Consider the following 21,768-nt stretch of genomic DNA (forward strand, 5'->3'; position numbering starts at 1 on the left):
GGGGCCGCTGCCGTGGGCCCACGGCAGCGGCCCCTCACACGTGTGTCCGCGTCAGCGGGGTGACCGCCTGCGCAGGATCACCAGGGCGATGAGACCGCAGATCGCCCCCTGCAGCGCGTTGGTGATGATCGTGGCGATCATGCCGGGTACGGCGATCACCTCGGCGCTGTCCAGGAATGGCTGCAGAGCCAGGTTCAGCAGGATCGCCAGGACGCCGTACGCCACCCCGGCGAACGCCAGCGTCTCCACGGGCCGCTCGACCCTGCGTACGACGGCCACAACGATCCACACCACGATGATCAGGGCGGTGAGGACCAGGGGCCCCACCGGCTTGTCCAGCGGGCCGTCGTCGTAGGCGCCCGCGATGCTCAGCACCGGGCGGAGCAGGGCGAAGGCGCCCAGCGCGACGATCAGACCCCAGGACAGTTGGCGCAGGTCGCTGCGGGGTGTGTCCTTGATGGCCATACGGTCGCTCCTCTCGCGGGCGCTCGGCCGGCGCACCGCTCCGGCTGCCGACGGCACCGGCCGCCTCGCTTCGAATATAGACAGCCTACATGTAGACAGGCAAGACGATCAGTCGTGTGCTCGGACACCGCCCCGTGATCCCTCGACTCCAGTGCCCCGCGACCCGCCTTCGAGACCTCGCCGGAAGCGTGTGACCGCAAGCGCGAACGGACCCAATGGCGGACCTCGGAGGGGCGGTCACATGTCAGGTGTCGTCGGCTGGATCGACTACTCGCGGAACCTGGTCCTGCAACGGCCGGTGATCACCGCGATGACCGGGTCCCTCGCCCATCGGGGACCGGACGGAGAACAGGTGTGGACCGCGCCACAAGCCGCTTTCGGGTTCCGCGCGCTGGCGGTCGAGCCCGGGGACGGGCGTCAGCCCGTGGTCGTCGAGGTGGACGGGCGGCCGGTTGTCGTCTGCGTAACCGGCGCGCCCGGGGGACTCGCAGGGCTGCGGGACAGGCTGCGGGCGGCCGGACGTAGGGCGGCGGTCGACGCCTCCACCGCCGAGCTCTTCGCGCAGGCCTACCTGGAGTGGGGCGGCGACTTCGTGCCCTGGATGAGCGGGGCCTTCGCCCTCGCCGTCTGGGACGGCCGCAGCGAGGAACTCCTGTTGGCCCGGGACCAGTTGGGCGGCCAGACGCTCTTCTGCACCGAGACACCGACCGGAGTCGTCTTCGGTTCCGAACGCAAGGCGCTCCTGGTCCACCCCGAGGTGCAGCCCGTCGTCCACGCGAACGGACTGCGGGAGGTCATCTGCCATGCCGTGCCCACCGGGCCGCTGTTCTCCGGGTTCACCCAGGTCGAACCCGGCGAGATCGCGGTTTTCGGGCGCTCCGGATGGAGGCGCCGCCAGTACTGGAAACTGGAGACCCGCCCGCACACCGACGACCTACCCACCACCGTCGCCCGCATCCGCGCGATGCTCGACGAGAGCGCCCGCAACAGCGCCCCCACCGACCCAGCACACGCCGCCGTCACTCTCTCCGGAGGCGTCGACTCCTCCACCGTGACCGCCCTGATCGCGAACGAGCTGCGCCGCCGCGACAAGGGCCGGCTGACCGCGTACACCATCGACTACGCCTACGACGCCTTCCGTTCGGACGCCATGCGCACCAGCAAGGACGCCCCGTACGCCCGGATGGTCGCCGAACACGTCGACGCGCTGCACCACGTCGTGCAGCTGGAGGCCGCCGACATCCTCGACCCGGTCGTCCGGCTGGCGATGCTGCGCGCCAAGGACTGCCCGACCCGCATCTACGACATGGACGCCTGGCAGCAGCTGTTCCTCCAGCGGGTCGCCGCCGACGGGCACAAGGTGGTGTTCACGGGGCTCGGCGCCGACAACGCCTTCCTCGGGGCGACCTGGTGCAACGACCGGGGACTCGTCGAGTCCGGGACCTTCCCCTGGGTCGCCCTCGCCCAACGGCACGGCGCCCGCAGTGGTTTCGGCACCGGGCTCGTCAACCAGGATCTGCTGGCCGAGCTCGACCTGTCGACGTACTACGCGGACACCTACGCGGACTCCGTCGCGGGCGTCGAGCAACTGCCGGGCGCCGACGACTGGGAGCGGAAGATGCGCACGGTCGCGTATCTCGTACTGACCCAGTTCCGAGGGGACTCGTCCATCTTCTCCGCCACCGGGCTCCAGGTCCGCTCGCCCATCAACACCCATGAACTCCTGCAGTACACCTACAACATCCCCGCCGCCATGCACCGACACGGCGACATCGAAAAGGGGCTGCTGCGCGAGGCGATCTCCGACCTGTTGCCGCAGGAGGTCGTACGGCGGCCACGCAGCGCCACCCCGATCAGCCACGACCCCGGCTATCCGGTGCGCCTCCAGGAGGAGTTCAAGGCGATGCTCGCCGATCCCCAGGCACCGGCCCGGCCGCTGACCGATCTGGCCGCCGCCACCGAACTCGTGGGACAGCCCGACCGGTTGGCCAAGGACCGGATGGCCCGCGCGAGCGTCGAACTGATCCTCCAGCTCAACCTCTGGCTCGACCACTACCGGGTGCGGCTCGCCCTGTGACGGGGCCCGACGGAACCAGCGGACAGGAGGCACACCGTGCCGGACAGCGAACCCTGCGAGGTCAAACCGTGATCAAGGAAAGCCTCTTGGACACCATCGGGCACACCCCGATGGTCCGGCTGCGGCGGTGGGCGGTCGGCGGGTCGGAGATCCTGATCAAGCTGGAGGGCTGGAACCCCGGCCGCAGCATCAAGGACCGCTCCGCCCTGTCCATGGTCACCCACGCCGAACGTGACGGCCTCCTCGGCCCGGGCGGCACCATCGTCGAGTCGACCTCCGGCAACGTCGGCAAGGCGCTGGCCCTGATCGGCGTGGTCAGGGGCTACCGGGTCGTCCTTGTCGTGGACCGCAAGGCGCCCCGCTCGATGCTCAGTTACGCCGCCGCGCTGGGCGCCGAGATCGACATCGTCGACAAGCCCGACGCCCAGGGATCCATGCAGGGCGCCCGCATCGAACGGGTCAAGGAACTGCTCGCCGACATCCCCGGCTCGTTCTGGCCCGACCAGTACAACAACCCCGCCAACCCGCTCGCGCACGCCGAGACCACCGGGCACGAACTCCTCGCCGACGACCCGCTGTTCGACACCCTCGTCACAGCCGTCGGCACCGGCGGCCATATCAGCGGTATCGCCGCCACCGTCAAACGGGCCAGGCCCGAGGTCGTCACCGTCGGCGTGGACGTCATCGGCTCCGCCACCTTCGGCTTCCCGCACGGCACTTGGGCCACTCGGGGAATCGGGCTCGGCTGGCACCCGGGCTGCCTCGACCGCGCGGTCATCGACCGCGTCCACATGGTCGCCGACCACGAAGGGCTCGCCGCCTGCCGGCTGCTGGCCCGCACGGAGGGCGTGCTGGTGGGGGAGTCCGCGGGGCTCGCCCTGTTCGGCGCGCTGCACCATGCCCACCACCACCCCGGCAGCCGCATCGTCGTGGTGGCCGCCGACGACGGCGCCAACTACCTCGGGGAGACCTTCGACGACGACTGGCTTTGGTCGCGCGGGCTGCTCCAGACCATCGAGGAGGCCGGACTGACCAGCCTGGACGCCCTGATCGAGGCCGCCCGCACCCCGGTCAGCCCTGCCCTGCCCGAAGCGCGGGCGGGTGACGCCGACCTGCCCGCGCCCACCTGGTGACCAAGCCCAACTGCACTTGGAGGCAGCGATGTTGGCCAATCTGCCCCGGCTGACCCGGCACATGGACGAACTCGGCCTCGACGCCGTGGTCGCCACCACCCACGAGAACGTCTACTACCTCACGGGCATCCCCAGCGTCGCCCTCGAAGTGTTCCCGCACTCCGGCCAGTTCTACGCCCTGGTCACCCGCGACCGGCCCGACCGCGTCCGCCTCGTCACCTCCCGCTGTGACGCCGACCAGGTCCAGGACGCCGCAGTGGCCGTGGACTCCGCAGTCGGCTACGGCACCTTCTACCGGGAGAAGGGCGCGGACGCCGTCCTCACCGAGGCCGAGGAGGCGCTGTGGCACATCGCGGTCGACGGACCGGCGCCCGCCACCGCTCTGGACGGCCTGGTCCACACGCTGCGCGCCGCCGGTCTCGCCGGCGCCCGGATCGCCGTCGACGAGGAAGGGGTGCCGCACGGATTCCTCCGTGCCCTGCGGGAGGCGGCGCCCACCGCCGACATACGCCTCGGGTCCGAGGTGCTGCGCCGGACCCGGAAGGTGAAGACCGCCGAGGAGATCCGCCGGCTGACGGCGGTCGCCGAACTGACCGAGTGCGGGATCAGGGCGGCCACCGCGATCGCCCGGCCCGGAGTGACAGCCCGGGACCTCGTGCGCGAGTTCGAGACGACCGTCGCGGCCGGGGGCGCCCGGCCGAAGTTCGCGATGGTCGCCTTCGGCCGGGCAGGCGCGGCGGGCCAGGCCGTCTCCACCGAGCCGCTGCGGCGCGGCGACTCCGTCTGGCTGGACGTCGGCTGTGTCCTCGACGGCTACTGGTCCGACATCGCCCGCCTCTACAGCCTGGGCGAACCCACCCCCAAACTCGCCCGCTACCACGCGGCCATGGTCGCCGGCGAGGAACGGGCGCTGGCCGAGGCCTGCCCCGGTATGACGGGAAAGGAACTGTTCGATCTGGCCGTGGAAGCGGTTCGCGAGGCGGGCGTACCCCACTACCGTCGTCATCATGTCGGGCACGGCATCGGGGTGGAGATCTACGATCCGGTCCTCGTCACGCCCGACAACGACGACCGGCTGGAGGAGAACACCGTGGTCAACTTCGAGACGCCGTACTACGAGTTCGGGCTCGGCGCGGTACAGATCGAGGACCCGTTCGTGGTGGGCGCCGACGGAAACCGGCTGCTGACCACCTTGGAACGCCGGCTGACGGTGATCGGCTGACATGCCCGGACCGACCGCCCCCAGTACGGTGACCGTCGCTCAGAACCCCGCCCTGCGCTCCCTCGTCTGCCTCCGCTGCGGCACCCACCACCCCGTGGGGGACCTCCCGCGGGGCTGCCCGGCCTGTCTCGCGAACGGCACTCCGGCGAACGTGGCCTGCGCGTACGAAGGCGCAAACGGCACCTCCGGCGGAGTACACCTGCCCTACTCCGTGCCCTGCACCCTCGGCGAGGGCCGGACACCGCTGCTGCGCGCCGACCTCGACCTGGACCTCGACCTGCGGCTCAAGTGGGAGGGTGCCAACCCGACCGGGTCGCACAAGGACCGCTTCAGCGCGCTCGCCGTCGCCCGTGCCCTGCATGGCGGCTACCGGGCCGTGGCGGCGGCCTCCTCCGGCAACGCGGGTGTGTCCCTGGCCGCCTACTGCGGGCGTGCCGGTCTCGGGTGCGAGATCGCCGTCACGGACGACATCCCCGAGCGCGTCGCCACGCTGATGCGTGACCTCGGCGCACATGTCGTCTCCTTTCCCGAGGCGGCGGCACGGTGGCGGCATCTCGCCGCACACGTGGGCTCGCCGACCGTGCTGCCGGTCACCAACTTCCAGCTGCCGCCGGTCGGCAGCAGTGCGTTCGGCATCGAGGGCTACAAGTCACTCGCCGCCGAGATCCTCACCGATCTGGCGGGCGAGTGGCCGGACTGGGTCGTCGTCCCCACCTCGCGCGGTGATCTGGCCTGGGGCATGTATCTCGGCTTCCGCGAGATGTGCGGGGAGCGTCCGGTGCCCCGGCTGTGCCTGGTGGAGCCGTTCCCCAGGGTGTCGGCCGTGCTCGACGGCGCCGAGCCGTACGGCGACTTCCCGGGCGGGACCGGTGTGATGCCGTCCCTCGCGGGCAACTCCGTGGCGCTTCAGGCGGTGGAGGCCGTACGCCGTTCCGGTGGACGGGCGCAGGTGGTGGACGACGACACGGTGACCGCCGAGACCCGCCGGTTGTGGCGTACCGGTCTGCCGCTGGAACCCAGCAGTGCGGCGGCTCTGGTCGCGGTCGCCGACGCCCGTGTCTCCGGAGCCATCGAGCCCGGCTCTCGGGTGGTGGCGGTGGCAACGGCCCACGGCCTGAAGGGAATGTGACCGGCACCGGATCACCGCCCGGGTATGTCACTCGGGGCCTGCTGCGTGCGGTGGCCGCCGTCCCGGGGTCTCTTCGGCACGGGCGGCCGCTCGTGCGGTCCGTCATCCTGCGTGCATCTGTTCCGTGTGCGTGTGCGTGTGTGGACGTGCTCCGCTCCGTGCAGGGCCGCCCCGCTCAGGGCTGTCCCGGCCACCTTCCGTAGGGCTCGTGAGGTCGTGGCTCCTTCGAACGTCCGGTGTTCACCGGGCTCGGTCGGCCCCCGGTGCCGGAACCGGAGGCACGGTTCCTCAAGAACCGGACCAGATGCGGACTAGAAGCGGATGGCGTCCAGCGGTGCCGTGCCCTGTTCGAGGTCACCGGTCAGGATCGCGTGGTGCAGCCGCTGCAGCACCCCCGAAGGGTCCACCCCCAACTCCCGGACCAAACACTCTCTGGCCTGCTGGTAGACCTGTAAAGCCTCGGACCGGCGGCCCGCGCGGTACAGCGCGATCATCAGCTTGGCCTGGAATCCCTCGTGCGTGGGCTGCGAAGCGACCAACTTGATGAGTTCGGCGAGCAGTTCATGGTGGTAGCCGAGCCGCAGGTCGGCCCCGATGCGCAGTTCGAGGACGCTCTTGCGGATCTCCTCCAGCCGCAGTGCCTCGGACACCAGCACCGGGCCGGGGTTCATGTCGACCATCGCCGGCCCGCGCCACAGCTCCAGGGCCTCGCGCAGGGTACGCGACGCCTTGTCCGTCTCACCCGCGGTGAGCTGGGCCCGGCCGCGCTGGGCCCGTTGCTCGAACCGGAGCGAGTCGAGGTCCTCGGCCGGCAGGGTGAGCATGTACCCGCCGACGAAGGTCCGCAGCTCGTCGCCTGGGTCCTGGTCGCAGACCCCGGAACGGGCGGCCAGGCGGAGGGACTTGCGGAGTTGGTAGATGTACGTCTGCAGCGTCGTCGCCACGCTGTTGGGCGGGCGGTCCTCCCAGACCTCCTCTATCAGCTGTTCGTTGCGAACCACCTGATTCGCGGACGTGGCGAGCAGCGCCAGGATCCGGCGTGGTTTGGGTGCCGTGGGAGTGACGTTCTTGCCGTTGACGGTGACCGAAAGTGGTCCCAACAGGCTGATCTGCATGGCCTCCACACCCTTCGTTGTGAATGCAAACTGCAGTCCGCCGCCAAATTGATTGCATGGTCAACCAAATGGCGGCCAATGAATTTTCGGCACTATGCGCAATGCGGAAATGAGGGAGGTGGTGGGTGATGTCGTGACGCCGGCGGGCGGTGTGGCCGGTCGACGCTCTTGAAATCGTGCGCGAGATCAGCGAGGCCGACCGGGCGGCTGGATTTCGCGCAACAATTCGCGCGGCGACTCGCGGTGGGTTCCGGCCGTGACTTCCGCCGGCCGTCAGCCTGTGGCGCGTGGCTGGATGGTGCCGATCACCGCAGTGCATGGGCGAGCGTATTGAGACATCTCTGTTGTTCCCCCGATTTTGATGGCGAGCAGACCTCTACCAGCATCCAACTATGCCCGAGGCGGATTCCCCCGGCAAGTAATTTGGTGATTTTTGGAATTTTTTGAAAGAATCTCCTGCGGTGTCAGGTTCGATGAAAACAACCTTCGGTCGCTGTTCGGAAAGCATCGTATTCCCGGTGGCGGCGGTTTCACCGCAGCTGTGACCAGAGTGCGTTTTCCTCGGGTTCAAGCGGAACGTGCGGAATGAGACGTTCCGGGTGTCCGGGTGCGGGTCCCCCCGTGTCGTCACCGGCGATGTCGGGTTCCTCGGCCGGGAAGGTCGGGGCGGTGGGGGTGGCCGGGTGGTTCACGAAGACTCCCGGTGGCGGCGGCATGCCGATGGCGAGGGCGCCCATGATCTGGGCGCCGGCTCCCAGATCGTGCGCGAACGACAGGAGCATCCGGCCGCACCACCGCAGTATCCGCCGTGCCTTCATCCGCCGACCTCAGCTCTCGCTGTCGTTTCCGGTACCCGCATCCTGTTCGTGGCGACTCGACTTCTGGTCGAGGCACGGTGAGGGCGCGGCGCGAACCCGCTCGAAAAAGGGCCCGGACGTGCGACGACGGCAGACCGGGGGCGGTCTGCCGTCGAGGGGGTGGCGGTGGATCGGCGGTGCCGTCGGTCCCCGGATCGGGGCCGGAAGCGGGGCGTACGGTTTGTTCGACCGTGCCCGCGGGTGTCCTGTCCGCTCCTATCCGTGCTCGATCGCGACCTTGGGCAGGCGCTTCGCCACGCTGCCGGGCAGCCACCAGGCGTACCTGCCGAACAGCTGCATGACGGCGGGCAGGACGAGGCAGCGGATGATCACGGCGTCCACGAAGACCGCCACCGCCAGTCCGAAGCCGAACTGCATGAGCATCCGGTCCCCGCTGAACATGAAGGCCCCGAAGACCACGATCATGATCGCGCCGGCCGCTGTGACCACCTGGCCGGTGGTGGCCAGTCCCTGCCGGATGGCCAGGGCGGGGTCGTGGCTGCGCTCCCACTCCTCGTGCATACGGGAGAGCAGGAAGACCTCGTAGTCCATGGACAGGCCGAACACGATGGCGAAGATCAGAACAGGGACGTATGCCTCGATGGGTCCTTCCTGGACGCCCAGGGCGCCGTTCTGGAAGACCAGGGTCATGACGCCCATGGAGACGCCGACGCTCAGCAGGTTGAGCGCCGCCGCCTTGAGCGGGATCAGGATCGAGCGGAACACCAGGAGCAGGAGCAGTACCGACAGGCCGACGACCACGGCGACGAAGGCGGGCAGCCGGTTGGCGACGGCGTCGGCGAAGTCCTCGGCGGTCGCGGTGGAGCCGCCGAGGAGGAAGTTCGCCCCGGTGTCCCGGGCCACCGACGGCAGTACGTCGTCGCGGAGTTGGCCGACCAGCTCGTTGGTGGCGGCGTCCTGGGGGGCGGACTCGGGGAAGACGATGATCGTCGACAGGTCGTCGCCCGACGACTGCGGCGGCAGTACGGCGGCCACGCCCTCGGTGTCCTGCAGTGCCGAACGGGCACTGGCGGCGGCGGCGGAGTCGCCCTCGGCGACCACGATCAGCGGTCCGTTGAAGCCCGGGCCGAAGCCCTTGGCCAGCAGGTCGTACGCCTGGCGGGTGGTCGTCGACGTCGAGTCGGTGCCGGAGTCGGCGAAGCCGAGCCGCATGTCGAGCGCGGGCAGGGAGAGGGCCGCGAGAGCCGCGACCGGCACCAGGGCGGCCACCCAGGCCCGGCGCTGCACGGCGGCCGACCAGCGGCCCCAGCGCTCGCCCTCGGTGCCCTTGCCCTTCTCGACCCGGCGGCGCACCTGCTTCTCGATCCGGCCGCCGAAGACACCGAGCAGCGCCGGCAGCAGGGTCAGCGACGCGACCATGGTGAGCAGCACGGTGAGCGCGACGGCCACGGCCACGCCCTGGAGCGAGCCCAGGCCGAGCACGACGAGTCCGAGGAGCGCCACGATGACCGTGCAGCCCGCGAAGAACACCGTACGGCCGGCGGTGTCGATGGCCTTCGTGGTGGCCGCCTCCCGGTCGGCGCCGGTGGACAGTTCGCTGCGGAAGCGGGAGAACACCAGCAGCGCGTAGTCGATGCCGACGCCGAGGCCGACCAGCATCATCAGGGGGGCCGTGAAGTTGGCGATGGTCGCCAAGTGTGAGGCCAGGATGATCAGCCCGAGCGTCGATCCCACGGCGAACAGCGCGATGACGACGGGCAGTACGGCCGCGAACAGCGACCCGAAGAGCAGGACGAGGATCACCAGGGCGGCCAGGATGCCGATGCCCTCGGCGGAGCCGCTGTCCTCGCTCTGCACCGCCCGGACCGGATCGCCGGACAGCTCGACGCGCAGCCCGCCGCCGTCCGCCTTCTGTGCGGTGTCGACGATCTGTTCGGCGTCGGCGGCCGGGATGTCCTCGGACTGCTTGTCGAGCGCGACGGTGGCATAGCCGATGGTGCCGTCCTCGGAGACGGCGCCCGTGTTGCCGTATGGGCTGACCACACTGACGACGTGCGGTTCCTTCTTCATCGCGGCGAGCATCGACTCGACCCGCTGCCTGGTCGCCGCCTCGGTGAGTCCGCCCTTCGCCTCCAGGACGATCTGTACGCTCGTCCCGGCCTGGGAGGGTGCCCGTTCCTGGAGTACGTCGAGGGCTTTCTGGGACTCGGTGCCGGGCAGGCTGAAGTCGTTGTGGTAGGCGTCGCCGACCGCCTGGGAGCCCAGGCTCACGGCCACCAGGGCGACGATCCAGCCGACCAGCGCCCACCAGCGGCGCCGGAACGACACCCGTGCCAGGCGCTCGAAGGCGCTCGGCCGCTCCGTTCCCGGGGCGTCCTGCGCCCCGGGAAGGCTCTCTTTGGACGTGGCCACGGCAGCTCGACCTCCCGTTCCATGGTTCTCCCGCCGTCGGAAGGGGGCGGGAGGGGAGACCACGGATAGATAGATTGCCTACATGTAGGTGGCCGACGTTAGCACATGATGTAGATTGCCTACATGATGTCTGATGCGCTACGTGGCCATCTGGACGCGCTGATCCTCGCGGTGCTCGAGAAGGAGCCCCTGCACGGTTACGCGGTCATGGAGGCCCTGCAGGTGAGCAGCGGCGGCGCGCTCGACCTGCCGACGGGGTCGCTGTATCCCGCGCTGCGCCGGCTGGAGCGGGCCGGCCTCGTGGAGAGCGAGTGGAGCACGGTCGGCGGGCGGCGGCGCCGCACCTACCAGTTGACGTCGGCGGGCAGTCGCACGCTGGCGGCCGAGCGGACGAAGTGGCGGGACTTCTCCGCCATGGTCGACGGCGTGCTGCGACCGGGGCCCGCCACAGCCTGAGTGCTCCGCCGGAAGTGCCGTGTGTCGCCCGCGGGTTCGTCGTGGCCGGCCGCTTCCCTCACTCTCGGCTTCGCTCGAACGGGGGCCCCTCGCGGCGGAGCCGCAGATCGACGCGCCCCCGCGCCCCTTCGGGATGCTGCCGAACCGCTCTGGACTGCACCGGACCCGCTTTGGGCCTGCCCGGCGGTGAGGGAACAGTCGTGCCCGGTTTCTCCTGCCTGTCCGTCACGGGTGGAGCCGGTCGGTCAGGCGGCGCGCAGGCAGCGGTGGCCGGCGACCGCGACAGCGGCCAGGGGGATGCCGAGCAGCAGGGCGGTGCCCGGCAGGCCGGTGATGCCCAGCAGAGAGTCGGTGGCCGGGCTGTAGAGCGTCAGCAGCAGGCCCAGTACGCCGAAGACGGCGCACACCAGGAACGCGAACAGGCCCGCCGCGCGCACCAGTCGGCGCCGTATCCCCAGGAAGCGCACACCCGCGCCGGTGGCGATCGCGAGGGACAGGGCGATGGCGATGGCGATCCCGCCGGTCCAGCGGACCGCCTGGTCCACCAGCAGATAGCCCGCGCTCACGTCCCCGCCCCCGCCGTGCCCGGCGAGACGGAGCATGGCCCACCAGGCGACCGGCTGGGCGATCAGCACGGCGCAGATCAGCACCGCGGTGCGTCGGCCCTCGGCCAGGCCCAACTCCGCCTGGTAGTCGGGGGCGATGGTCTGCACGGCGCCGAAGTCGGCGACTGCGAGCCGCTCCGCGCTCTCGCGGTCCAGACCGCTCTCCTCGTACGCCTCCGCGGCGTCGAACAGCCCGTCCCGAGCCTCCGTGAGGAGGTCCGCCTTGGCTGCTCGCGGGCCGTGCAGCGCCTCGGCCAGCTCTTCGACGTATCGGTCAATCACCGGGTCTCCTGAGCTCTTCCGCCGCGTGCGGTCGTTGCCAAGTATAGGCAGCGGATGACCACGGCCGGTCAGGGAAAACCCTGACTCACCCCTGATCCGGCCGTGCTCCCGCTGGGTGTCCAGGACTCGCAGGTCATGCCCGGGTCTCTCTCACCCGCCTCTTTCGGCCCAGCCCCGAGTACGTCCAGTGCCTCCGGCGTTCGAGAGGCGAGGTCGCAGCCGTCCAGGCCGCTTCTGCAGCCCGAGCCGGGGTGTTTCCCTGTCCGGCGTTTGCAGGACAGGGCCCGTCCAGGGCGGTGACGGGGGCGCAGCCCCCAGGCATGGGCACGGGCAGGGGCGGCGGGGGGCGACCGTACGAGCCCGGCTTGCCGCACCGTGGTAGCCGCCGCCCGCACCGCCGCACCGGCCTCAGCCGCTCCCGGAGCCCGCGAGCGCGGGGCCGTCGAGGAGGTGGTCGACCAGGTCGGGGACGGTGGGCCGGTCGAACACCAGGGTCGCGGACAGCCGTAACCCGGTGGCTGCGGTGAGCCGGTTGCGCAGCTCGACCCCGGCCAGGGAGTCGAATCCCAGATCCTTGAACGTCTGGTTGACGTCGACCGGTTCGTCCTGTCCGTAACCGAGCACGGCCGCCACCTCGGCCACCAGCAACTCGGCCAGGACGTCCCGGCGCCGCTCGGTGGGCAGCGCCGCCAGCCGCCTCGGCCAGGCCGGACCCGTGTCGTCCGTCTGCTCCCGCCGGGCCGTGCGCCGGGGCGGCGGACGCAGCCCGCCCAGACCGCGCAGCACCGGCGGCAACTCGCCCCGGCCGGCCGACGCGCTGAGCGCCGGCCGGTTCCAGCGCACCGGCAGGACATGCGCGATGCCCGTGGCGAGCGCCGCGTCGAACAGGGCGAGGCCCTCCGCCGCGCCGAGCGCGGTCATCCCGCCCCGGCTCAGCCGCGCGCGGTCCGCCCCGGACAGATGCCCGGTCATTCCGCTCGCCTGCTCCCACAGTCCCCAGGCGAGCGAGGTGGCGGGCAGGCCCTCGGCGGCGCGGCGGTGGGCCAGGGCGTCGAGGAAGGAGTTGGCGGCGGCGTAGTTCGCCTGCCCCGGTGAACCGAGGGTGGCGACCACCGATGAGAACTGCACGAACGCCGACAGCCGTCGCCTGCGCGTGAGTTCGTGCAGATGCAGAGCCGCGTCCGCCTTGGGCCGAAGAACGCGGTCCACGGCGTCCACGGTGAGCGCCCCGACGGTGGAGTCCGCGAGGACGCCCGCCGCGTGCACGATGCCGGTCAGTGGCAGTTCGGGCGGGACGGACTCCAGCAGCCGGGCCACCGCCGCCCGCTCCGCCGTGTCGCAGGTGGCGAAGGAGACCCGGGCGCCCAGCGCGGACAGCTCCGCCGCCAGTTCCCCGGCCCCGTCGGCGTCCGCGCCCCGGCGGCTCGCCAGCAGCAGGTGGCGGACACCGTGCCCGGTGACGAGGTGCCGGGCCAGGAGACGGCCGAGGGTGCCGGTGCCGCCGGTGATCAGGACCGTGCCGTGCGGCTCGTCGAAGGCGGGCGGCAGGGTCAGCACGACCTTGCCGGTGTGGCGGGCCTGGGCCAGGTCGCGCAGGGCCCGTGGACCCTCCTGGACGGGCCGGGAGGTCACGGGCAGCGCGGTGAGCGCGCCTTGGGCGAAGAGGCCGAGGATCTCGGTGAGCAGCCGGCCCACGTGCTCGGGCGGGGTTCGGAGCAGGTCGTACACGTCGTAACGGATGCCAGGATGCCGCCGTTCGATCTCCGCCGGGTCCCGGATGTCGGTCTTGCCGATCTCGACCAGGTGCCCGGAGGGGGCCAGCAGACGCAGGGACGCGTCGAGGAGCCGGCCGGTCAGGGAGTTGAGGACGACGTTCATCCCGGCGCCGCCGGTGACCCGCCGGAACGTCTCCGCGAACCCGTCGTCCCGCGAACTCGCCAGGTGGTCGTCGGCCACGCCTGCGGCGCGCAGGGTGTCCCACTTGGCGGGGGAGGCGGTCGCGAAGACCTCGGCGCCCAGGTGCCGGGCGAGCCGGACGGCGGCCAGACCGACACCGCCGGCCCCGGAGTGGACGAGGACACGGTCGCCGGGGCGCACCTTCGCCAGCTCCACCAGGGCCTGGTACGCGGTCAGGAACACCACGGGCACACTCGCCGCCCGCACGAACGACCAGCCGTCGGGAATCCGTACCACCGCACGGTGGTCGGCGACGGCCCGTGGCCCGAAGGAGCCGTCCGTCACCAGCCCCATGACGTGATCGCCGGGCAGGAGGCCGTCCACACGGGACCCCGTCTCCAGCACGACCCCGGCACCCTCCAGACCCATGCCCTCCTGACCCGGGACCATGTCCAACGCCACCACTGCGTCACGGAAGTTGACGCCCGCCGCCCGCATGGACAGCCGTATCTCCTGCGGGCCGAGCGGGCGCGTCCCCCGGTCGTCGGGCAGCAGCGCCAGCCCGTCGAGGGTGCCGGGCGCGCGGGTGTCCAGGTGCCAGCTCGCGCTTCCACATGGGGTGTTGAGTGTGTCTCGTGCGGGTGTCGCGGTGAGGCGCGGGGTGTGCCAGGTCCCGCCGCGGAGGGCGAGTTCGGTTTCGCCCGTGGCCAGGGCGGCGGCCAGAGCGGCGGACCCGGCCTCCTCCGTACCCGTGTCGATCAGGGTGAACCGGCCAGGGTGCTCGCTCTGGGCGCTCCTCAGCAGACCCCGGACGGCTGCGGCCGCGAGATCGGGACCCGGCGGGAAAGCGGCGTTCTCGGTGACGACGACCAGTTGGGACGCGCGCAGCCGCTCGTCGGCCAGCCAGCCCTGGACCAGTTCCAGGGACGCTCGGACGGCCGAGTGGACCGTGTCGGGCTCGTCCTCGTCGTCGGGGACCGGGGGCCGGAAGACCGCCACCACGTCCGGTACGGCGGCACCGGCGTCGAGCGCCGACAGGAGCGCGGGGAGGCCGGGGTGGGTCGGTGCCGTCGGCAGGGAGGGGTGAGAGGCGGGACCGAGTACGGCCCAACCGGGCTCCGGTGGCGTCGGGTCGGCGGGCACAGGATGCCAGGTCACCTCGAACAGGGCGTCGGCGGCTGACGGGTCGGCCGTGGCGGCCAGTGCGGCGCGTGGTGTGCGGCGCAGCGTCACCTGCTCCACGGTGACGACCGGTGCGCCGGACGGGTCGGTGAGGATCAGGCGTGCCTGGTGAGGGCCGATGGGTGTCACCCGTACCCGGACGCGGTCCGCCTCGACGGCGTGGGTGCGGACTCCGCTGAAGGAGAAGGGGAGGAGAAGCCCGTCGCCGATGTCGGGCGCGGTCAGGCCGTGCAGGACCAGGGCATGGAGCGCGGCGTCCAGCAGGGCCGGATGGATGGTGAAGCCGGTGACGTCCGTGTGGTCAGGGGAGAGTTCGACCTCGGCGTACAGCTCGCCGGTGAGGCCGTCGCCCTCCGCCGGGTGTCCGGTCGCGCGCACGTTCCGGAAGGCCGGGCCGTAGTGGTAACCGGCCTGTGCCAGGCGGGAGTAGACGGTTTCCGGGGCGAGCGGGCGGGCTCCGGGAGGCGGCCACTCGGCCAGGGGGGACGGTGCCTCCTCGGGAAGCGCGGAGAGGGCGCCCGAGGCATGGCGGGTCCAGGGGGCCAAGGGGTCCGTGGCGGGGCGTGAGTGGATCGTGAGGGTACGGCGGCCGGTGTCGTCGGGGCCCGTGGCGGCGAACTGGACGTCCACGGCTCCGGACGCGGGCAGTGCGAGCGGCGCCTCCAGTACGAGGTCGTCCAGGGCGAGTCCGCCGAGGCGGTCGCCGGCGTGCAGGGCGAACTCGACCAGCGTGGTGCCCGACAGCAGCACCGAGTCGTGCACGACATGGTCGGAGAGCCAGGGATGGTCGGCCGTCGAGAGGCGGCCGGTGAGCAGCAGGCCGCCGTCGGCCGCCGCGTCCACGGCCGCACCGAGCAGCGGATGCCCGGTCGCCGTCACACCGAGACGGGCCAGGTCCCCGGTGGTCGGTTCCGGGGCGAGCCAGTAGCGGCGACGCTGGAAGGCGTACGTCGGCAGTTCCACGAACTCCGGTCCCGCGGGCGGGAGTACGGACGTCCAGTCGACGTCCGCGCCCCGGACGTACGCCTCTGCGAGCGAGGTCAGCAGCCGGCGCCGGCCGCCGTCGCGCCGGTGCAGGGTGCCGACGGCGGCGCCCGCGACGCCCGCTCCCTCCAGGGCGTCCTGGAGGGCGATGGTCAGCACCGGATGGGGGCTGCACTCGATGAACAGGTCGTGTCCCGCGTCGACGAGCGCGGTGACGGAGTCCTGGAACCGTACCGGGTTGCGCAGACTGCGGAACCAGTAGTCGGCGTCCATGACCGTGTCGTCGGTGAGCGGGCCGCCGGTGAGCGTGGAGTAGAGGGGGACTTCGGGGTGGCGCGGAGCCACCGGGCCCAGTACGTCGAGGAGTACGGCGCGCAGACTCTCCACGTCGGGCGTGTGGGAGGAGTAGTCGACCGGGACCACCCGCGCGTGCACGCCCTCGGTCTCCCAGCCGGCGACGAGTGTGGCGAGCAGCGGGGCCGGGCCCGCGATCACCGTGGCGGCCGGGCCGTTGACGGCGGCGATGTGCACCCGGCCCGCCGACTCGGCGAGCCTCTCCCGCACTTGGTCGTGCGGCAGGGCGACCGAGGCCATCCCGCCGGTGCCCGCGAGCCGGATCAGCGCCCGGCTGCGCAGCGCGACCACGCGGGCCGCGTCCGTCAGCGACAGCGCGCCGGACACGCACGCGGCCGCGATCTCCCCCTGGGAGTGTCCGATCACGGCGTCGGGCACGACACCGTGCGCCCGCCACACCTCCGCCAGCGACACCATCACCGCCCACAGCGCGGGCTGGACCACATCGACCCGGTCGAGTGAGGCGGAGCCGGGAGCGTCGTTCAGTACGTCGAGCAGCGACCAGTCGGTGTGCGGGGCGAGGGCTTCGGCGCACTGGTGTATCCGTTGCGTGAACACCGGTGATCCGGCGAGGAGTTCGCGTGCCATGCCGGCCCACTGGGACCCCTGTCCGGGGAACACGAAGACCGTACGGCCGCCCGCCGTCGCCCGGCCGCGTACGACGCCCGGCGGATCCTCGCCACGGGCGAACTCGGCCAGCAGGGAAGCGAACCGGTCGGTGTCGTCGGCGAGGACGACCGCTCGGTGGTCCAGCCGGGCGCGGGTCGTGGCCAGTGCGTGACCGAGGTCGCCGGGGTGCACGGGGTGTGATTCCGGGCGGTCGGCCAGGGTTTCGGCGAGGCGGGCGGCCTGGTCGCGGAGGGCCGGCTCCGTGCGGGCGGAGAGGGGCCAGGGAAAAGGGAGGGAGACAGGGCTTGCGGGGAGTGGCCGGGCCGCTTCGGCGCCGGCGATGTCGGCGGCGGGCGCCTCCTCCAGGATCACATGGGCGTTCGTACCGCTGATGCCGAACGACGAGACGGCCGCCCGGCGCGGCGCTGCACCGCGGGGCCAGGGGCGGGCACGGGTGAGGAGTTCGACGGTGCCGTCCGTCCAGTCGACGTGCGGGGTGGGCGCATCGACGTGCAGGGTCGCAGGGAGCAGGCCGTGGCGCATGGACTGCACCGTCTTGATGACTCCGCCGACCCCGGCGGCGGCCTGGGCATGGCCGATGTTCGACTTCAACGAGCCCAGGAACAGCGGGCGTTCACGGCCCTTGCCGTACGTCGACAGCAGCGCCCGCGCCTCGATCGGGTCGCCGAGCCGCGTGCCCGTGCCGTGCGCCTCCACGGCGTCGATGTCGTCGGGGGAGAGCCCGGCGGCCTGGAGCGAGGCCCGGATGACCCGTTCCTGTGCGGGACCGCTCGGGGCGGTGAGGCCGTTGCTGGCCCCGTCCTGGTTGACGGCGGAGCCCCGGACGACGGCCAGTACCCGGTGGCCATTCGCCCGGGCGACGGACAGGCGTTCCAGTACGAGGAGACCGACGCCCTCGGCCCAGGACGTGCCGTCGGCCCCCGCGGCGAACGGCTTGCACCGGCCGTCAGGCGCGAGCCCGCGCTGCCTGCTGAACTCCAGGAACATGCCCGGCCGCGCCAGCACGGTCGCCCCGCCTGCCAGCGCGAGATCGCATTCGTCGTCGTACAGCGAACGGCAGGCCAGATGCAGGGCGACCAGGGAGGACGAGCAGGCCGTGTCGACGGTGACGGCCGGGCCGCGCAGGCCGAGGGCGTACGCGATGCGCCCGGAGGCGACGCTCACCGTGGTGCCGGAGAGGAGGTAGCCCTCGACGCCCTCGTCGCCTGTGCGGGACAGCGAGGCGTACTCCTGCGCGGTGAGGCCGGCGAAGACGCCGGTGCGGCTGTCGCGCAACCGGGTCGGGTCGAGGCCGGCGTGCTCCAGTGCCTCCCAGGCGCCTTCCAGCAGGAGCCGTTGCTGCGGGTCCATGGCGAGCGCCTCGCGCGGGCTGATGCCGAAGAACTCCGCGTCGAACTCGTCGGCGTCGTGCAGGAACCCGCCGTGGCGGGTGTACGTGCGGCCGGGCGACGGGTCGTCGGCGCCCTGATCGGCGTCGTACGGGTCGAACAGCTCGTCCGTGCGCCAGCCCCGGTCGGTGGGGAACCCGGAAACGGCGTCCGTGCCGGAGGCGACCAGACGCCACAGGTCGTCGGGACCGTGGACGTCGCCGGGGTAGCGGCAGGCCATCCCGACGATCGCGACGGGTTCGCGGGCCCGCTCCCGTGCCTCGGCCAGTTCGCGCCGGGCCCGGTACAGCTCGGTGGTCGCCCGTTTCAGATAGGCGCGCAGACGGTCCGGGGGCATGACGGACTCGGTCCCGGACTCGGGCTCAGGCGTCGAACTCGTCGATGAGGGCGAAGATTTCGTCATCGGTGGCGGTTCCGATCTGTTCGATGAGGTCGGTGTCCCGGGCCCGCCCCGAAGAGGGGGACGGGGACGACGGATGCGCCAACTCGGCTGCTTCGTAAGAAAGTTGAGTGAGGAGGTGTTCGGCGAGGTCGGCCGGGGTGGGCCGGTCGAAGACGAGGGTCGTGGGCAGGCTCAGCCCGGTCAGCTCCCGCAGCCGGTCCCGGAACTCGACGCCGGTCGCCGAGTCGAAGCCGGAGTCGCGGAAGGAACGGGTGGCGTCGATCGCGCCGGGGCCCGGGTGCCCGAGCACGGCCGCTGCCTCGGCGCGTACCAGGCCCAGGGCGGTGCGGTACCGGTCCCTGGCCGTGGTGTCGGCCAACATGCGCTGCCAGTAAGGGTGTTCGGGAGCTCCGAGTCGCTGGGGGCTCGGCACGGGTGCCTGTGGTGACGACGGCTCGGGCAGCCAGTGGTGGGCACGCCGGAAGGCGTACGTCGGGAGGTCCGTGCGGGGGCCCGGGCCCAGGAGGGCGGACCAGTCCACCGGGACCCCGGCCGTGTGCAGACGGGCGACCGCGGTGAGCAGGGACTCCGGTTCCGGGCGGCCCGGACGGAGCGTGGCCGTCAGGGTCGGGGGCAGCGGGCCGGTGGTGGGGTCGGTGGGCGGCAGGCAGCGGGCGGCCTGGGGGATGAGGGCGGGGTCGGGTCCCAGCTCCAGGTAGGCACCGGTGGCGGACGCGGCGAGGGTGCGTATCCCGTCGGCGAAGCGGACCGTGGCCCTGATGTGCCGGGTCCAGTAGTCCGGTGAGCGGAGCTGATCGGCGGTGGCGATTTCGCCGGTGACGTTCGAGAGGACCGGGAGACGGGGGGCGCGGTAGTCGAGGCCGGCCGCCACGCGCCGGAAGTCGTCGAGGACCTGGTCCATGAGCGGGGAGTGGAACGCGTGCCCGGTGCGCAGCCGACGGGTCCTGCGGCCCAGCCCGGCCCAGTGTCCGGTCAGCTGCTCCACGGCCTCGATGGTGCCCGAAACGACCACGGAATCCGGTGAGTTGACCGCGGCGATGTCGACGGCGTCTGTGATGCCGGGCAGGGCGGTCAGCGCGGTGCGTACCTCGTCCTCGGTCGCCTGGACGGCGAGCATGGCGCCGGTGCCGGAGGCGTGGTGCATCAGCCGGCCCCGGGCCGCGACGAGCGCGGCGGCGTCGGCGGTCGAGAGGACGCCGGCCGCGTGCGCGGCGGTCAGCTCGCCGACCGAGTGGCCGGCAAGGACGGAGGGGCGGACACTCCAGGACTCCAGGAGCCGGAACAGGGCGGTCTCCAGGGCGAACAGGGCGGGTTGGGCGTAGTCGGTGCGAAGGGTCAGGTCACTGTCTGCGGTGGCGAACATGGCCTCGTGCAGGGGGAGTTCGAGGTACGGGTCGAAGTGGCCGCAGAGCTCGTCCAGGGCGTCGGCGAACACGGGGAAGGCGGTGTACAGGCCCTGTCCCGCTCCGGACCACCGGCCCCCCTGACCGGCGAACAGGACTGCGAGTCCGTCACCGGCGCCGACTCGACCTCGTACCGAGCCGGGATCGGGCCGTCCTTCGGCCAGTGCGCCGAGGGCGTCCGAGGGGGGTGCCTGTCCGGCGGCGGCGAACAGTACGGCCCGGTGTTCGTGATGGTTGCGGGCGGTGGCGAGGGTGCGGGCGATGGTGGGTGGAGGCAGGTCGGGGTGGTGTCGCACGTGGTCGAGGAGGGCACGCGCCTGGGCCCGGAGGGCGGGGGCCGTGCGGGCGGAGAGGAGGAAGGGGACGGGGGTGGCGGCGGGCAGAGGTGTCGGAGGCTCGTTCGCCGCGGGCGGGGGTCCCGCCATGACGACGTGGCAGTTCGTGCCGCCCATCCCGAACGACGACACTCCGGCGAGCGGCGGCTCGTCGGGGTGGGGCCAGGCGGCGGGTTCCGTCTGGACGCGCAGACCCAGGGCGTCGAGCGGGATCCCGGGGGGCGGACTCGTGAAGTTCAGGCTGGGGGCGAGGAGCCGGTGTCGAATGCACAGGGCCGTTTTGAGCAGGCCCACCAGACCGGCCGCGCCCTCCAGGTGCCCTACGTTCGTCTTGGCCGAGCCGACCAGAAGGGGATCGGAGGCCCGGCGGCCGGCGCCCAGCACCGCGCCCAGGGCCGCCGCCTCCACCGGGTCGCCCACCCGGGTGCCCGTGCCGTGGAGTTCGACGTACTGCACCCGGGAGGGGTCGACGCCCGCCGTCCGGCAGGCGCGGCGCAGCACGTCCTCCTGGGCCGCACGGCCCGGCACTGTCAGCGGGTCCGGGCCGGCGTCGCTGTTCATGGCCGAGCCCAGGACGACACAGTGGACGCGGTCCCCGTCGGCGAGCGCCCGGGCCAGCGGCTTGAGGACGACGAGGACGCCGCCTTCGCCCCGCGCGTATCCGTCGGCGCGCGCGTCGAAGGTGTGGCAGCGGCCGTCCGGTGACAGTGCCCCGAAACTCCGGGCCGCCAGCAGGCTGCCCGGCGCCAGGTTGAGGTGGACCGCGCCCGCGAGGGCGACCGGCGCCTCGCCGTGCCGCAGGGCCGTGCAGGCCAGGTGCACCGCGGCCAGGCCCGATGACTGCCCGGTGTCCACGGTCAGGCTCGGGCCGCCCAGGCCCAGGACATGGCTGACGCGGCCCGCGATGACGCTCCGGTGGACCCCGGGGAGGGTGTGGGCGGAGAGGGCTTCCGGGCCGCGTGCGTGGGTGAGCTGGGCGTAGTCGTCGGCCATCGCGCCCACGAACACGCCGGTGCCGGTGGCACGCAGGCCGGCGGGGACGGTGCGGGCGTCCTCCAGGGCCTCCCAGGCCAGCTCCAGCATCAGCCGCTGCTGCGGGTCCATGGCGTTCGCCTCGCGCGGCGCGATACCGAAGAAGCCCGCGTCGAAGCCGGCCACGTCGTCGAGGAAGCCGCCCCTGGTCACTCCGTCCGGAAGGTTGGCGTAGCGGCCGGGGGGCGGGTCGGTGAGGGCGTCGCGGCCGGTGCGCAGCAGTTCCCAGAAGGCGTCCGGGGTCGGTGCGCCGGGCAGTCGGCACGCCATGCCGATCACCGCGATCGCGTCGGTAACCGGGGTGCTCATGGTGAGGCTCCCTCCGTCGGCCGGGTCGGTCCGTCGATCCTGCGGGCCGGGCATGGAAAACGGCTGAAGGATGGTTGGGGGTGGGGAGTGGGGGTCTGTCCGGCGGATCGGGCCGGAGGAAGGCCGAGGCGCCTTGTC

At 72.1% G+C, this 21,768-nt stretch carries 11 protein-coding genes and 1 pseudogene; 5 read left to right on the forward strand and 7 right to left on the reverse strand.

The window, feature by feature from the left end:
• Positions 1-51: 51 nt before the first annotated feature.
• Positions 52-465 carry a hypothetical protein gene (locus tag RB628_RS11210; RefSeq protein WP_318320191.1) on the reverse strand — a complete coding sequence of 138 codons (414 nt, stop codon included), beginning with the start codon at positions 463-465 and terminating at the stop codon, positions 52-54.
• A 241-nt stretch (positions 466-706) separates the two neighbouring features.
• Between RB628_RS11210 and RB628_RS11215 the strand changes: the two genes are divergently transcribed.
• The 4 genes from RB628_RS11215 to RB628_RS11230 all read left to right on the forward strand — a co-directional run bounded on the left by RB628_RS11215 (position 707) and on the right by RB628_RS11230 (position 6,026).
• The gene (locus RB628_RS11215) at positions 707-2,542 is read left to right on the forward strand and encodes an asparagine synthetase B (RefSeq protein ID WP_318320192.1); all 1,836 of its coding nucleotides are present in this window, start codon (positions 707-709) and stop codon (positions 2,540-2,542) included.
• An 86-nt stretch (positions 2,543-2,628) separates the two neighbouring features.
• On the forward strand, positions 2,629-3,675 hold the full coding sequence (locus RB628_RS11220; protein WP_318320193.1) for a cysteine synthase family protein: 1,047 nt from the start codon (positions 2,629-2,631) through the stop codon (positions 3,673-3,675).
• Between the two features lie 28 nt (positions 3,676-3,703).
• Entirely contained in the window at positions 3,704-4,897 is a 1,194-nt protein-coding gene (locus tag RB628_RS11225; RefSeq protein ID WP_318320194.1) for a Xaa-Pro peptidase family protein, read from the forward strand.
• Between the two features lies 1 nt (position 4,898).
• A complete protein-coding gene (locus tag RB628_RS11230; RefSeq protein ID WP_318320195.1) occupies positions 4,899-6,026 on the forward strand; it encodes a pyridoxal-phosphate dependent enzyme in 1,128 nt (375 codons plus the stop codon).
• Between the two features lie 311 nt (positions 6,027-6,337).
• Here RB628_RS11230 and RB628_RS11235 read toward each other — a convergent pair whose 3' ends face one another.
• The 3 genes from RB628_RS11235 to RB628_RS11245 all read right to left on the reverse strand — a co-directional run bounded on the left by RB628_RS11235 (position 6,338) and on the right by RB628_RS11245 (position 10,287).
• A complete protein-coding gene (locus RB628_RS11235; protein WP_318320196.1) occupies positions 6,338-7,141 on the reverse strand; it encodes an AfsR/SARP family transcriptional regulator in 804 nt (267 codons plus the stop codon).
• Positions 7,142-7,671: 530 nt separating this feature from the next.
• Positions 7,672-7,959: a DUF6059 family protein gene (locus RB628_RS11240; RefSeq protein ID WP_318320197.1), complete on the reverse strand. Its 288-nt coding sequence runs from the start codon at positions 7,957-7,959 to the stop codon at positions 7,672-7,674.
• A 255-nt stretch (positions 7,960-8,214) separates the two neighbouring features.
• Entirely contained in the window at positions 8,215-10,287 is a 2,073-nt protein-coding gene (locus RB628_RS11245) for an MMPL family transporter (RefSeq protein WP_318320280.1), read from the reverse strand.
• 207 nt (positions 10,288-10,494) lie between these two features.
• Between RB628_RS11245 and RB628_RS11250 the strand changes: the two genes are divergently transcribed.
• Positions 10,495-10,827 (forward strand): PadR family transcriptional regulator, encoded by a 333-nt coding sequence (locus tag RB628_RS11250; protein ID WP_318320198.1) that lies wholly within the window; start codon positions 10,495-10,497, stop codon positions 10,825-10,827.
• Between the two features lie 245 nt (positions 10,828-11,072).
• Here RB628_RS11250 and RB628_RS11255 read toward each other — a convergent pair whose 3' ends face one another.
• The 3 genes and pseudogenes from RB628_RS11255 to RB628_RS11265 form a co-directional block, all read right to left on the reverse strand.
• A complete protein-coding gene (locus RB628_RS11255) occupies positions 11,073-11,714 on the reverse strand; it encodes a permease prefix domain 1-containing protein (protein WP_318320199.1) in 642 nt (213 codons plus the stop codon).
• Positions 11,715-12,122: 408 nt separating this feature from the next.
• Positions 12,123-18,458: pseudogene (locus RB628_RS11260) on the reverse strand (type I polyketide synthase); the annotation flags it as partial.
• Positions 18,459-18,510: 52 nt separating this feature from the next.
• Entirely contained in the window at positions 18,511-21,630 is a 3,120-nt protein-coding gene (locus tag RB628_RS11265) for a type I polyketide synthase (protein ID WP_318320201.1), read from the reverse strand.
• Between the last annotated feature and the right edge of the window lie 138 nt (positions 21,631-21,768).

This window comes from Streptomyces sp. ADMS, from assembly GCF_033441795.1.
GTDB lineage: Bacteria > Actinomycetota > Actinomycetes > Streptomycetales > Streptomycetaceae > Streptomyces.